We start from the raw sequence: 12,896 nt of genomic DNA on the forward strand, positions 1-12,896 counted from the left end.
GTACACCCGACACCTGTACGCCGTCCGCACAAAACCAGTCATACCAGAAAGGACAGTCATGGCTGACGGCACGTCCGCCATTCCTCCCCGCCCTGAAGGGCGGGGCATCCTGGCGGTGATCCGGTGACCTGACCCGTTCCGGGCGGCGGAGGGCGGCCAGCATGGCGACCACTCCGCCGTACGAGTGCCCGACCAGGTGGCTCGGGCTGTCCATCAGTTCGACGACGTCGTCGGCGTCGACGTCGTAGTCGCTTCGTTCGACATCGGGGGCTGGCGCCGAATCCCCTCCGGTCGACGACGAGGATCCGGCGGTGCTCCCCGAGTGGCCGCTGGTGCGCGAAGGACGCGAGGCCCCAGGTCATGGTGCCGTGGATCAGGACGGCCTGCTCGTCACGCGCTTCCCGATCGTCCCAGACCGTCACGTGTATCGGCTGCACGGCCCCGAGGGTATCGAGGCGGGCGAGTCCCGCGCTGTCCCTGATCGCCGGGTCGGCGAGAGCCGGGCAGCCTATTGACAGTCTTCGCTGAATCGATCAAGACTACGTCTACCGTCGACACCCTTCATGAAACTTCCGACACGGAACGGGCGTTCCTCGCAGTTCGGCGAAGGTGGGAATCACTGGTGCAGTTGACAGCGGCATACCGGACGATGCTCCGGATCCGGATTCTCGAAGAGAAGATCATCGACTGCGCCAACCGGAACCTCGTCGTGGGGTTCGTCCACCCGTACACCGGTCAGGAGGCGATCGCGGCCGGCGTGCTGGCCGCCCGGCGCCCGGACGAGTGGGTGGTCAGCTTCTACCGCTGCCACGGGCACGCGGTGGCGGCCGGCCTGCCGCTCGACGGGATCGTGCGGGAGGTCCTGGGCCGCGAGGGCGGCGTCTGCGGCGGCAAGGGCGGCTCCATGCACCTCGCCGACCGCGGACGGCGCTTCCTCGGCGCCAGCTCCATCGTCGGCAGCCAGCTCTCCGTCGCGGCCGGGGTGGCCATGGCGGAACGCGGAACCGGCCGGGCCACCGTGGTCTTCTGCGGCGACGGAGCCCTCGGCGCCGGGGTCAGCTACGAGACCCTCACCATCTCCGCGACCCTGGGGCTGCCCCTGCTGCTGGTCTGCGAGGACAACGGCTGGCAGGACCAGACCCGGAGCGAGCTGGTGCGGCACCGGACACCGGCGCAGCTCGTCGACGGCCTCGGGCTGGACCACGTCGAGGTCGACGGCAACGACGTGGCGGCCGTCCACCGGGCGGCGGAGACGCTGCTGACCCGGTGCCGGCGGGAGCGCCGCCCGCAGGTCCTGGTGGCGAGGACGTACCTGCGGCACTACCACGCGCAGGTGGGCGGTGCCCGGCCGCCGGAGTACCGCCCGGCGGAGGAGGTCGCGTACTGGCGGGCGCGCGACCCGCTCGACATCGCCGCGGCGGCGGCGGACGTCCCCGACCCGTGGCTGGCCGAGGCGCGGGCCGAGATCGAGCGGGAGGTCGACCAGGTGTTCGCCGCCGCGCTGGCCGCCCCGCCGCCGGACGTCGCCACCGCGGCGACGAACGTGACGGCCGCGCCGCTGCCCGCCGCCGTCCCGGCCGTAACGGCGGTGGCGCGGTGAGCCGGCACCCGGTCGGTACGACCGTCCGCACGGCGCTCACCGAACAGCCCGACCTGCACATGTTCTGCACCTACCAGCAGGACGACCTGATCGAACTCTTCGGCGCCGACCGGATGGTGCGGCTGCCGATCGCCGAGAACGCCATGGTCGGCATGGCCGTCGGAATGGCGCTCGTCGGCCGGCGGGTGCTGGTCAGCATCGCGCGGGTGGCGTTCCTCTTCACCGCCTTCGACCCGCTGATCAACCAGGCCACCAAGTGGCGCTACATGTCCGACGGGCAGTACCAGGTGCCCCTGGTGATCAGGGGGCTCACCCGCGGCGACGAGCACCTCGGCGCGCAGCACGAGCACAGCGCCCACTCCCTGCTCAGCCAGATTCCCGGTCTGGTGGTGGCCGTGCCGGGTTCGCCGAACTCCGCCGCCGGGCTGCTCGCCACCGCCCTCACCCACCCCGACCCGGTGGTGGTGCTCGAGTCGCCCCGGCTCTACACGCCCGACTGGCAACAGCTGCCCGAACCGGAGCCCACGCCGGCGCCGCTGCCGTTCGGCGTCGCCGGTCGGGCGCTCGCCGGCCGGGATTTGACCCTGGTGGGCATCGGGAACACCGTGGCCCTGTGCCTGCGGGCCGCCCGCCGCCTGGCCGACCACGGCCTGCGCTGCCAGGTCGTGGACCTGCGTACCGCCGCGCCCCTGGACCGGGACGGCACCGCCGAACTGGTGGCGGCGACGGGGCCGGTGGTCCTGGTGGACGAGGAGCCCCGTCGGTCCTCCCTGATGTGCGACCTGGGGATGCATCTGGTGCAGGCCGGCGCCGTCGAGCCGGACCGCCTGGCGTTCGTGTTCGGCGCGGCCGTGCCGGCGCCGGCCAGCCCGGTGCTGCTGGCCCCGCTCCTGCCCACCGTCGACGACGTGGTGGCGGCGGCACTGGGGCTCGTGCCCACCCGTTCGGGCGGCGACGGCGGCCGGGCCGGGCGGCTCAGGCCTGCGTGACCCGTTCCTCGGCCGGCTCTGCCGCCGCCGGCTCCGGGCCGCCGCGCCCGGAGCCCGCGACGGGAGCGTTGCGCCCGGTGTCCGGGACGGGATCGCGGCGCCGGGAGATCCCCACCGCCACGACGGTGGTGCCGGCGAGGGCGACGACGGCGAACCCGGCCAGGGCCAGTGGCAGCGGCCAGATCCCGGCGGCGACACCACCGACGACGGCCCCGATCGGCACGGCCAGGACGGACACGGTCCGGCTGAACGCGACGACCCGGCCCATCCGTTCGGCCGGTACCAGCCGCTGTTGCAGGGATGCCGACGCGATCGCCCACACCGTCGCGCAGTAGCCGAAGAGCAGTTCGTACACGACGAACAGCGGCATCGGGGCGGCCAGCGAGGCGGCCGGGATGAGCAGCAGCGACCCGGCGGCGACCGGGGCGAACACGCCGATCGACCGGTGCAGGCCGACGCGGCGGATCACCCGGCGCGCGGTGCCCACCGCCGTCATCGCCGCCGCGCTGTTCACCCCCCACAGGACGCCCACCTGCACCGGGTGCAACCCCAGCTCCCGGTAGGCGTAGACGGTGTAGAGGGCGCCGAGGCCGGCGCCGCCGACGTTCAGCGCCGCGGCGGCCAGCGCCAGCCGGGGCAGCAGCGGGATCTCCCGGAACGTGGCCAGGCCCTCGCCGATCGAGGTCCGGAAGTCGCGTACCGAGCGCCGAAGGCCACGGATCCGCGCCGCCGACGCGGGCGCCCGTTCGGGGCGTTCGGCGCCGCGCAGCCGGCCGAGGATCGCGGCGGAGAACAGGTAGGTCACCGCGTCGACGGCGACGGCCGACGCCGCGCCGAGCAGTTGGATCAGCAGGCCGCCGAGGGCCGGCCCGAGGATCTGGCCGGCGGCCCGGGCGCCGGTGAGGGAGGCGTTCGCGCCGACGAGGTGCTCGGCCGGCACCAGCCGGGGCAGCACCGCGTTGACGGAGATGTCGGTGACCCCGGCGAGGATGCCGGAGACCGCCGCGACCAGCACGAGAACGGGCAGGGACAGCACGTCGAGCAGGTACATGGCGGGCACGGAGGCCACCACGACGGCGTGGGTCAGGTCGTTGGCCACCAGCAGCCGGCGCGGCGACCGGAGGCTGTCGACGAGCACGCCGACCAGCGGCGCGGTCAGCCCGCGGGCCCCGTACTGCAGCGCGAACAGCAGCGACGCGGCGAGCGGTCCCGCGTCCAGCAGCAGCACGGCCAGCGTCGGCAGGGCCAGCGCGGTGACGTGCGTACCGGTCAGGCTGACCAGCTGGGCCAGGACGAGCGGCCGGATCGCCGAGCGACCGAGCAGGGCCGATGGACGCCGCACCCGACCTCCCGCGGTGCCGGGCCCCGTCAACAGGCGACCGGCAACTCGCGAGGCCCACGCAGGATGGTGCCGGTCTTCCAGCTCACGTTACCCGCGGGGACGGCGAGGCGGAGGGTCGGTATCCGGTCGCGCAGCGCCGCCAGCGCCTCGTGCAGCTCCATGGTGGCCAGCCGGGCGCCGAGGCACCGGTGCGGCCCCCAACCGAAGGCCAGGTGCGGTGCGGGGTCCGTCCGGTCCCGCCGGAAGCTGTCGGCCTCCGGGAAGACCTCCTCGTCCCGGTTGCCGGAGATGGTGGAGACGAAGACCGCCTCCCCGGCTCGGACGGTCACCCCGTCGAACTCGACGTCCTCGACGGCCACCCGGGCCAGCCCGGTGCCGCCGTTGAGCGGCACGAACCGCAGCAGCTCCTCGACGGTGCGTTCCAACCCCGCGGGGTCGGCCCGCAGCTGGGACCAGAGGCCCGGCCTGGTCAGCAGCAGATAGGTCGAGCTGGCGATGTGGCCGGCGGTGGTCTCGAACCCGGCGGCCAGCAGCGTCACCCCGAAGGAGATCAGCTCCTGCTCGGTGAGGCGGCTGCCCTCGTCCCGGGCGTGGACCAGCGCGCTGAGCAGGTCCTCCGTCGGCTGCTCGCGCCGCTGCCGGATCAGGTCGCGCAGGTACGCCTCCAGCGACTCGACGACCTCCCGGAACTCCTCGGCCGTGATCCTGCGCAGCGCCACCAGCGACTCGGTCCACCTGCGGAACTCGGCCCGGTCCTCCAGCGGTACGCCCAGCGTCCGGCAGAACACCGTCATCGGCAGCGGCAGGGCCAGCGCCTGGATCAGGTCCACCGGCGGCTCCTGCCGGAGCATGTCGTCGATGAGCTGGTGCGCGACCTGGCGTACGTACGGCCGGAGGCCGTCGATGCGGCGCTCGGTGAAGGCGACGGCCACGAGCCGGCGCAGCCGGCCGTGCTCGGGGCGGTCGACGTCCATGATGGTGCTGACGAACGGCGGGTCCGGCATCTGGCGGGGCACGTCCGGGCCCATCGCCGCGGCCCGGCTGAACCGCGGGTCGGTCAGCACCTTCCGGACGTCGGCGTACCGGGTGGCCAGCCACGCCTCGCCGGCGTACGGCAGCCGGATCCGGGTCAGGGTTCCGCTGCGCCGCGCCTCGTCGAGCCGCGGGTCCAGGGCCAGTTCTCGGTAGTTCAGGAACGGGTAGTCGTGGACCTGGTCCAGCAGACTCACGGCGGTTCTCCTTCTGCGTGCCGGTCGGGGCGTGGGCCGGGTGGGAGGATGCCGGGTACCGGCTGTCAGACGGACAGGTAGGGGACGGGCCAGTGCCGGATCCGGTAGGGCAGGACCAGCAGCCGGTCCTCGGCCCGCAGCAGCAGGCCGGCCTCGGCGACGGTGTCGACGAGCTCGCGGGCGGCCGCGCCGAGGTCGTCCACGGTCCGCGCCCGCGCCATCGCGAGGAAGTGCTCGGCGCCCTCGTCGATGGTGAGCCGGGCGTCCTCGCTCTCCGGGCGGACGTCCTTGATCATGACGAAGCCCGGTCCGCGCCGGTAGAAGAAGCTGCCGTACCGGTACCCGGCGGTCCATCGCATGGCGTACGCGGCCGCGTCGGCGTCCACCCCGCCGGAGGGCGCCACCAGGTGGACGTGGGTGTGCAGCGGGAAGGTCGGCACGCCGGCCAGCCGCCACCGCAGCCGCACCGCGTGACTGGTGACGTCCCGCAGGTAGCGCAGCAGCTCCAGGTCCTCGGCCGGGGACTGCCCGAAGGTCAGGACGGTGTCGGCATCGACGGTCCGGTAGGTCAGGTCCGGCGTGATGACCGGCAGGCCGTCGGACCGTACGGCGACGGCCTGCGCCGGGCCCGGCAGGGTCTGGTGTGCACTCGGCATGTCAGCCCACCTTGATCGGGATGGTGGAGGTGGCCAGGGCGATCCACTGTCCGTTCTCGACGAAGGCCAGGCCCCGCTCGACGAACCCGGCGAGCACGGCCAGCAGTTCCGCGTCGGGCACGGCGAAGCCGGCGCCGGCCAGCTCCCGGCGCAGGGCCGGCAGCGACCGTCCCGGCTCCAGGGCCAGGTACGCCGCGCGGTGCAGCGGGTCGGCGATCCGGTGGTCGGTGGCCGGCCAGCCCACGCGCCGGTCCTCGACGACGATCGCGTCCGGCTCGTCGACGCGGACCAGGGTGCTGTCCGGGTAGCCGGCGTTCCAGGCGTCGAGCAGCGCGCGCAGTTGCAGCGCCTGCTCTTCGGAGATCCCCGCCGGGTTCGTCTCGAACAGGTAGACCATGTCCCGCAGGTCGGCCTCGGGCAGGTCGTAGACGTGCCGGTACGCCTGCGCGGTCCACCGCTGCGGGAAGCCAAGCGCCGGGTTCTCGAAGTACGGGCTGAACCGTTCCAGCAGGATGCGGGCCGCCCCGGCGGGCGGTTGCAGGTGCATCAGGGCCGGTAGCTGGCGCAGCACCGGCTGGTAGTCCTCGACCCGCTCCTCCGGGAAGCCGTACAGCCAGTTCCAGGTGACGGTGAGCCCGGCCGACTCGCAGTCGCGCAGCGTGCGGACGTTGCGGACGCCGGACACGCCCTTGTCCATGATCTTCAGTACGGGGGAGACGAGGCTCTCGATGCCGGGCTGTACGTGGCTGACCCGGGCGGCGCGGAACGACTCGATCTCGGCGGGCTTCAGGTTCGACTTCACCTCGTAGTGCAGCCGCAGGTCCCAGCCGAGCTCGGCGATGCGGGGCAGCACCGTGGTGGGGAAGCTGTTGTCGATGATGTTGTCGACCATGATGACGTCGAGCGTGCGGTGCCGCCCGGTCAACTCCTCGAGCTCGGCGAGCACGGTCTCCGGGGACTTGGCGCGGAACGTCATCAGGGTGCCGTTGAGCCCGCAGAAGGTGCAGTGGTGCTTCTCGCCCCACCAGCAGCCCCGGGCGGTCTCCATCACCAGCTTCGGCTCGATGTGCGCGTTGACCGGGGACGCCTCGAGCTGGGCGAACCAGTCGTCGAAGTCGGGCCGGGGCACCTGCGTCATCGGCAGCGGGGGCGGCTGCGGGTTCTGCCGGGCGGTGCCGTCCTCGTCCCGCCAGCACAGGCCCGGCACGGTGGCCAGGGCGCTGGGGGAGGGGTTCTCGGCCAGGACGGCGAGCAGCTTCGGGAAGGCGACCTCCCCCTCGCCGCGGACGACGAAGTCGAGGTAGGGGTAGTTGCGGTGCAGCGCGACGCCCATCGGTCCGTCGCAGTTGCCGCCGCCGAAGACGATCCGGATGCCGGGCTCACGTGCCTTGATCCGCCTGGCCACCGCGAGGCTCGGGACGTTCTGCATGAAGGTGGTGCTGAAACCCACCACAGTCGGGCGCAGCGCCAGCACCTCGTCGGTCACGAGGTCCACGAAGTCCTCGGCGTGTTCCCGCATCCGCTCGACGGTGTCGGTGTCCTGCTCCCGCTGCCGGGCGTACTCGCGCAGCGTCTGCACGCCGAAGGTGGGGTTGTCGTGCAGGACGCCGGTGAAGACCCAGTCGCCCAGCCCGTCGAAGAGGCCCTCCTCGGCGACGGCCGTGTACTCGCGCGGACCGATCTCCTCGCCGGTGCGGGCCATCAGGAACTCGGCCCAGCGCAGGTTCGCGTGGTAGGTGGCCGGCGTTTCCAGACCGGCGCGGGTCACCGCGGCGCGCAGCAGACCGATCGGCAGCGACGGTGACTCCAGCGACTGCCACGGCATGGTGACGAGGCAAACGGACACGTCGTCGTCCCTTCCTGCAGTGGGGACCCGGGATCGCTCCCGGGCCCCGCACCGTCACTTCTCCGACTCGGTCTTGGGCCGGTTGAGCGGCACCAGGTACTTGCAGACACCGTGCGTCGGCGCCTTGACCTTGACGACAGTGATCTTCATCGGGATCACCTCCCCTCCTGGATGTCGATCTCGATCCCGGCGGCGGTGAGCCTCGCCCGGTGCCGCCGGAGGAACCATGCCTGGACGTCCGCGGGGTCGCGGTTCGTGTGGGCGGCCAGCGCCACGCCCACCTCTTCCAGGCCGGTCAGTCCGATGCCGATGTCGTGCCATTCCTGGGCGTGCGCCGCCCAGGCGTCCCGGCCCTCGGGCGTGCGGGTGGCGCGGGCCAGGAAGTTCAGGCCGATCGCGATGTGCCGGATCTCGTCGCGCCGGACGTGGTGGTACAGCCGCCCCAGCGGGTCACCGGCGAAGACCTGGCTGAGCAGGATGAACTCGTCGGCGGCCAGACCCTCCAGCAGGGTGTGCACCAGGGCCCGGCCCATGTAGGGCAGGCTGGTCAGGCCGTCGTCGAGCGGTTGCAGCACCTCGCGGCACTTCTCCGGCTCCCCACCGACCGCCTTGGCGTACTGGTAGAAGGCGTCGGCGTGGCGGGCCTCGTCGGCGGTGGCCAGCGCGAGACTGAACCGCAGCGGCGCGTCCTCGGTCTCCACGGCGAGGGTCGCCGCCGCCACCAGTCCCGCCTGCTCGGCGTAGTAGCCACGGGAGGCCACCCGCCAGGCGCGTTCGGCCCGCACCGGGTCGTCGCTGAACCGCCCTTCGCGCAGCACGTCCTCGATCCGCCACGGTGACCGGTCCCGGGTGACCCGGAAGATCCGGTACGTCAGTTCGTCCTCGTCGAGTTCGTCGGGGCGTAGCAGCGTCATGAGGGGTCCGATCGTCGCTGGGGGGCGGCGGTCAACATGCCTAGGAGCTTCACCGCACGCGGTCGACGGTGGCAGTGCGGCCGGGTACCCATATTTCGGCCGGGTCGGGGCCGTTGCCGGCCGGGACAGCCTCTCCGCCGGCCTCGGCGTCCCGTCGGGACCGCCCGCCCCCCGGTCAGCGGCGCTCCGGCCGGCGATCGAGGCGCGGACTATCTGGGTAGTGACCACCCAGCGTGCGCCGCTGATGACTGAAAGGTCAGGTGAGTGGCCGCCGGTCGATCGGACAGGGTGGCCGATTGCCGGCCCGCGCTGCGCCGATCGTCGATGGGTGATCCCTCAAATAGTTGATATCAATGAATGTATGCCGGTGCGGGCTTGCGACTTGGTGGGCAGGGACGACGAACTGCGCGCCATCGAGCTGGCCACGGTGGCCGCCCGCGAGGGCCACGGTCAGGCGCTCTTCCTGACCGGGGAGAGCGGCATCGGCAGATCCCGGCTGGCCGCCTCGGCCGGCGGGCTGGCGTCGGCCGCCGGCCTGCGACTGCTCCGCGGCCGGGCCGGCGCGATCGGTCCGACGATCCCGCTGCGCGCGTTGACCGAGGCGCTGCTCTCCCTGCGCCACGATCCCGCGCCGGTCGACCTCGCCGCGGTGGGGCCGTACCGGCGGGTGCTGGCCCGGCTGGTGCCGGACTGGGCGCCGGCCGCCGCGCCGGACCCCGGCGGACCCGCCGACCCGGCCGGTGCGCACCAGAGCCGGGGCAACCACTGGTCACCCGGCCACGACCTGCTCATCCTGGCCGAAGGGGTGCTCCGACTGGCCGGGCTGGCGGCGGAGGGCCGCGGTTGCCTGCTCATCCTCGAGGACCTGCACGACGCCGACGCGGAGACCCTGGCCGTGGTCGACTACCTCGTCGATCACCTCGACCGGCAGGCGATCACGCTCCTCGGCACCCTCCGGGCCGAGCCGGGCCCGGCACTCGACCTGGCCCGTGCCGCCGCCCGCCGCGGCGCGTGCCGGCTGATCGAACTGCACCGGCTGGACCGGGACGACCTGCGCCGGCTGGCCGCGGCGCGGCTGGACACGCACCCCGCCGACCTCCCGGAAGCGGCGCTCGACCTGCTCTGGGCGGCCAGCGGCGGCAATCCCGCGCTCGCCGGGGAACTGCTCGACGGCATGGTCGCCGGCGCCGGCGCCGGCGCCGGCGGGCGGCCGACCGGCGGGCACCACGGCACCGAGGCGGTCCTCGTCCGAAGCCTGGCCCGTCAGGTCGGCCTCCTGGACCCGGGCCGACGGGAGCTGCTGTCGCTGGCCGCCGTGCTGGGACCGCGCGTCCCGCTGGCCCTGCTGCGGCGGGCCACCGGCCGGCACGACCAGGAACTCGTCGACGACCTGCGCAGCGAACCCCTCGCCCGACTGATCGTCCCGGACGGGCCGGCGGCCGACTCGTACGCCTTCCCGCACCCGCTGCTCGTGACCGGCGTCCGTGCCCTGCTCTCCCCGGCCGACCGGAGCCGGCTGGCCCGCCGGGCCGCCGAGGCGGTCGCGGACGTCCACCCGGGACTGCCCGGGCCCTGGTGCCAGACCGCGGCGGGCCTGCGACTCGACGCCGGTGACCGGGAAACCGCGGGCCGGCTGTTCGCCGAGGCCGGTCGACGTGCCGTCGTCCAGGGCGCCGCCGAGTCGGCGGTGGCGCTGCTGGCCCGGGCCACCGATTTGCTCGCCACCGGCGCCGACAGCGCGACCCGCGCCGAGGTCCTGGACGACCTGATCGTCGCGCTGACCGAGGCCGGCCTCCCCGACCGGGCCCTCGATCACGCCGCCGCCGTCGACGATCTGGCCGACGCCCTCGACCGGCCCCACCGCGTCCGTCTGCACACCAGCCTGGCCTGGGCGGCGGCCGCCGCCGGCCGACCCGCCGACGGCCTGGCCCACGTCGACGTGGCCCGCGCCCTGCTCCCCGCCCATCCCGCCGCGGCCGACAGCGCTCCGGTGGACGTCGTCGCCGCCTGCCTGACCTGGCAGGCGAAGGGGCCGGAACAGCTGCGGGCCGCCGAGGCGATGGTTCGCCGCGCCGAGGCGGCGGCCCGGGCGGTACCGCTGCCGATCGTCGCCTGCCGGGCCGCGCTCCTGCTGAGCGTGCTGACCGGATCCCGCGACCCCGACGAGGCGACCGCCTGCCTCGACCGGGCCTGGACAACGGCGGTACGGCACAACCTGCCGAGCTGGGAGATTCTCGCCCTGGTGCGCCGCGGTGAGGACGACGCGCTGCGCGACGGAGACCTGGACCGCCTGGAGCAGGCCGAGCGCGCCGCCGCCCAGGTCGGTGCCGTGGCCGCCCGCCAGCACGCCGAGGCGGCGCGCGCCCTGCACGCCGTCCTGCGCGCCGACTTCGCCGCCGCCGCCCTGCTCACCGAGCGGGCCCGCGCCGCCGCCTCCGGGCTGACGCTGCCGCATGCCACCCGGTACGCGCTGCTGCTGCCCGCCGTGCTCGCGGCACACCAGGGCAGGCAGCGCAGGATGAACGACGCGCTGGCCGAGTTCTGCCGGTACGGCGGTGACCAGCGGCGGTATCTGCCCGTGGTCCACGGACTGGCCGGAGTGTTCTGTGCGTTGCTGCAGGAGAACCGGTCCCGCGCGCTGGCCGAGTCCTGGCGGGCGTGCCGCGCCGCCGCCGACGAGCCCACGTGGGATCGGCTCGCCGGCCGGTACGGCGTGCACGCGCTGCTCCGGGCGCTGGCTGGGGACCTCGACCCGGCCGAGTGTTCCGCCCTCGCGGCGGCCCCGGCCGCCCGGTTCCGCTGGAACCGGCAGTTCGTCCTCTTCACCCGTGCCGTCCTGGCCGGCCGCGCCGGCCGCCCGGCGGACGCGGTCGCCGCCGTGGCGGAGGCCCTGCACGCCTCCGCCCCGTACCCGACGGCCCGGCACCTGGGCCTTCGCCTGGTCAGCGAGGCGGCCCTGACCGACGGCTGGGGCCGGCCGGTGGAGTGGCTGCGCACCGCCGAGGAGTACTTCCACGCCGCCGACGCCCCAGCCGTGGTGGCGGCCTGCCGGGCCCTGCTGCGCCGCGCGGGGGCCCGGCCCCTGCAACGCCGGGCCGGGGTCGAGGAGATTCCCCCCTCGCTGCGGTCGGCCGGTGTGACACTGCGCGAGTACGAGGTGCTGCGGCTGCTGGTCGACCGGCTGAGCAACCGGGAGATCGCCCACCGCCTGCACCTGTCCTCCCGCACCGTGGAGAAGCATGTGGCGAGCCTGATCGCCAAGACCGGCCAGCCGGACCGGATCGCGTTGGGCCAGTTGGCCGCCGCCACCGCGGCGACCTGGACCACCGAGCCGCGGCCGCCCGCCCCGCCCGACGGGTGACGCGACGACTGTAGCGATCGGCCTCTTCCACCTCGACACGATCCTGCTGCGGCGCCTGTACACGCTGGTGGTCGTGCAGGCGCCACCCGAAGGGTCGTACAAGGTTTTGGAACGATCCGACATATGCCGAGAAGCTTGAGCGCGAGGCGAGCGACCTGTGGGAAAGATTCAATCGCGAGTGGTGGGTTGAAGACGGCGGCTACTTCGCTCTTGCTATGGATCCCGAGGGACGCCAACTGAGCGTCCTGTCATCGAATATCGGCCACTTATTGTGGAGTGGCATCCTCGATGAGGAGAAGGCTCCGCAACTCGTTGAGCATCTAATGGGAAAACGCCTGTTCGACGGCTGGGGCGTACGAACGTTGGCCGAGGGAGAGGCTCGCTACAATCCCATCGGATACCACGTTGGAACCGTATGGCCGTTCGATAACTCAATAATCGCCTGGGGGCTGCGCCGGTACTGCTTCGACGCCGAGGCCGCAGCGATCGCCGAAGGCATGTTTACGGCAGCAAAATACTTTAATGGACGCCTCCCGGAGGCCTTCGCCGGATACGACCGCTCGCTAACCAACTACCCCGTGGAGTATCCCACGGCCTGCAGCCCGCAAGCCTGGTCCACGGGCGCACCCTTACTCCTGCTTCGAACGATGCTTGGAATGGAGCCCCGCGACGCTCGCCTGACATTCGCACCAGTTCTACCCGCCGGAGTCGATCGCCTTGAGATCCATGGTATTAGAGGAAGATGGGGGCGGATTGACGCACTGCGTCGCGGTGCCGTCTGAGGAGAGGTTCACGGGGACAGGGGGCTACGGCCTCAACTGTGTGCCGTTGCGGAGAAGGGAGTAAAGCGCCCCAGACGAGCAGGAGCACATGCGGGTGTCGAGCACCGCATGCAGCACCGATTGATGACCCACCGGGCTTCCCTCCCGGCTCCAAAGGACTATGGCCCGGAGGGCAAT

General features: G+C 73.1%; 9 protein-coding genes and 1 pseudogene. 5 read left to right on the plus strand and 5 right to left on the minus strand.

The genetic code is table 11. From position 1 onward, the window contains the following. The first annotated feature begins 311 nt into the window (after positions 1-311). The 3 genes from ABGB16_RS18865 (at position 312) to ABGB16_RS18875 (ending at position 2,589) form a co-directional block, all read left to right on the plus strand. The gene (locus ABGB16_RS18865; RefSeq protein WP_347669398.1) at positions 312-515 is read left to right on the plus strand and encodes a hypothetical protein; all 204 of its coding nucleotides are present in this window, start codon (positions 312-314) and stop codon (positions 513-515) included. A gap of 107 nt (positions 516-622) precedes the next feature. Next, positions 623-1,600: a thiamine pyrophosphate-dependent dehydrogenase E1 component subunit alpha gene (locus tag ABGB16_RS18870; RefSeq protein ID WP_347669399.1), complete on the plus strand. Its 978-nt coding sequence runs from the start codon at positions 623-625 to the stop codon at positions 1,598-1,600. Continuing rightward, the gene (locus ABGB16_RS18875; protein WP_347669400.1) at positions 1,597-2,589 is read left to right on the plus strand and encodes a transketolase C-terminal domain-containing protein; all 993 of its coding nucleotides are present in this window, start codon (positions 1,597-1,599) and stop codon (positions 2,587-2,589) included. The genes ABGB16_RS18870 and ABGB16_RS18875 overlap by 4 nt, the downstream gene beginning before the upstream one ends. Here the strand turns inward: ABGB16_RS18875 and ABGB16_RS18880 are convergent. From ABGB16_RS18880 to ABGB16_RS18900, 5 genes are all read right to left on the minus strand, one after another. Then, complete coding sequence (locus ABGB16_RS18880) at positions 2,576-3,931, minus strand: MFS transporter (RefSeq protein ID WP_347669401.1); 1,356 nt, start codon at positions 3,929-3,931, stop codon at positions 2,576-2,578. The two genes, ABGB16_RS18875 and ABGB16_RS18880, sit on opposite strands and share 14 nt — an antisense overlap. A 26-nt stretch (positions 3,932-3,957) precedes the next feature. Further along, on the minus strand, positions 3,958-5,160 hold the full coding sequence (locus tag ABGB16_RS18885; RefSeq protein ID WP_347669402.1) for a cytochrome P450: 1,203 nt from the start codon (positions 5,158-5,160) through the stop codon (positions 3,958-3,960). 65 nt (positions 5,161-5,225) lie between these two features. Then, positions 5,226-5,816 carry a DUF5825 family protein gene (locus tag ABGB16_RS18890; RefSeq protein WP_347669403.1) on the minus strand — a complete coding sequence of 197 codons (591 nt, stop codon included), beginning with the start codon at positions 5,814-5,816 and terminating at the stop codon, positions 5,226-5,228. A 1-nt stretch (position 5,817) separates the two neighbouring features. Further along, positions 5,818-7,662, minus strand: coding sequence for a RiPP maturation radical SAM C-methyltransferase (locus ABGB16_RS18895; RefSeq protein ID WP_347669404.1), 1,845 nt, complete (start codon positions 7,660-7,662; stop codon positions 5,818-5,820). 155 nt (positions 7,663-7,817) lie between these two features. Further along, positions 7,818-8,576 carry a ferritin-like domain-containing protein gene (locus ABGB16_RS18900; RefSeq protein WP_347669405.1) on the minus strand — a complete coding sequence of 253 codons (759 nt, stop codon included), beginning with the start codon at positions 8,574-8,576 and terminating at the stop codon, positions 7,818-7,820. Between the two features lie 367 nt (positions 8,577-8,943). Between ABGB16_RS18900 and ABGB16_RS18905 the strand changes: the two genes are divergently transcribed. Both ABGB16_RS18905 and ABGB16_RS18910 read left to right on the plus strand, forming a co-directional pair. Further along, on the plus strand, positions 8,944-11,937 hold the full coding sequence (locus ABGB16_RS18905) for an AAA family ATPase (RefSeq protein ID WP_347669406.1): 2,994 nt from the start codon (positions 8,944-8,946) through the stop codon (positions 11,935-11,937). A 104-nt stretch (positions 11,938-12,041) separates the two neighbouring features. Beyond that, a pseudogene (locus ABGB16_RS18910) lies at positions 12,042-12,719 on the plus strand (amylo-alpha-1,6-glucosidase); the annotation flags it as partial. Between the last annotated feature and the right edge of the window lie 177 nt (positions 12,720-12,896).

The sequence above is a fragment of the Micromonospora sp. B11E3 genome, assembly GCF_039871625.1.
Classification (GTDB): domain Bacteria; phylum Actinomycetota; class Actinomycetes; order Mycobacteriales; family Micromonosporaceae; genus Micromonospora.

Coding starts and splice junctions, on each gene's coding strand:
- ABGB16_RS18900 (WP_347669405.1), bottom strand. CDS start 8,576: ATGACGCTGCTACGCCCCGACGAACTCGACGAGGACGAACTGACGTAC.
- ABGB16_RS18890 (WP_347669403.1), bottom strand. CDS start 5,816: ATGCCGAGTGCACACCAGACCCTGCCGGGCCCGGCGCAGGCCGTCGCC.